A 1,117-nucleotide genomic window follows, 5' to 3' on the forward strand; every position below is an offset into this window, starting at 1 on the left:
ACTGACCCAGCCCCTTGATCCGGGCCATTGAGGTGTTAGTACTCCGTTCCTGTTTCTTTCTCGTGATTAGGTTGCGGTCAAGGCCTGCTGAGCGGAGCCCTTGCGTAGCTCAAGCGAAGCAGGCCGGGTGGCACGGTTGAGGTTGGCGTAAACGGCTGGAGCCAGCCCGCCAAGTGATGTGTGTGGTCGCTGTGTGTTGTAATCGATCCTCCAGTTTTCGATGATCTTTCGGGCTTCGGCGAGATTGCCGAAGATATGCTCATTCAAACACTCATCTCGCAGACGGCCATTGAAGCTTTCCACGAACGCATTTTGCATTGGCTTGCCGGGCGCGATGTAATGCCAGCCAACTCCGGTATCTTGGCACCATCTCAGCACTGCATGAGACGTCATTTCCGTTCCGTTGTCAGAGACGATCATATCGGGCTGGCCACGCTGACGGATCAGGTCGTCCAGTTCACGCGTCATCCTCGCGCCGGACAAAGAACGATCCACGACAGTTGCCAGTGCCTCACGGGTGCAGTCATCCACAATGCACAACACGCGGAACCGCTGCCCATCTTCGAAAGCGTCGGAGACAGAATCCAACGACCAACGCTGATTGGCGCAATCCGGCACCAGAATGGGTCGCCGCGTGCCCAAAGCCCGCTTGCGTGACCGCCTACGGCGCACCGCCAGCCCTTCCTCACGATAGAGCCTGAACAGCTTCTTGTGGTTCACCTCAAAACCTTCCCTGGCCAGCAAGATGCCCAAACGACGATAGCCGAGCCGACGGCGTTCATTCGCCAGCTCGCGTAGCCGCTTGCGTAAGGCATCATCGCCCTGATCCTGCTTCTGATACTGAAAGACTGACCTATGCAGAGTGGCCAATTCACACGCCCGACGCTCGGACAAACCGTGCCGATCCATCACATCGCGCACGGCTCGCCGCTTCACATCAGGCGTCAGTAGTTTTTTGTCGCGAGATCCTTCAATGCAGCATTATCCAGCATCGCATCCGCCAGCATACGCTTCAGCTTGTTGTTCTCGTCTTCCAGCGCCCACAGCTTCTTGGCATCCGACACGTTCATGCCGCCAAACTTTGCTTTGTATTTGTAGAAAGTCGCATCACTGATGC

1 pseudogene is annotated in these 1,117 nt (G+C 56.6%); it reads right to left on the reverse strand.

Features of this window, described 5'->3' with window-relative positions:
* Positions 1 to 66 precede the first annotated feature (66 nt).
* Positions 67 to 1,117 (reverse strand): annotated as a pseudogene (locus HW561_RS23265) (IS3 family transposase); the annotation flags it as partial.

Origin of the sequence: Ruegeria haliotis (assembly GCF_013377785.1) — a bacterium.
Classification (GTDB): Bacteria; Pseudomonadota; Alphaproteobacteria; order Rhodobacterales; family Rhodobacteraceae; genus Ruegeria; species Ruegeria haliotis.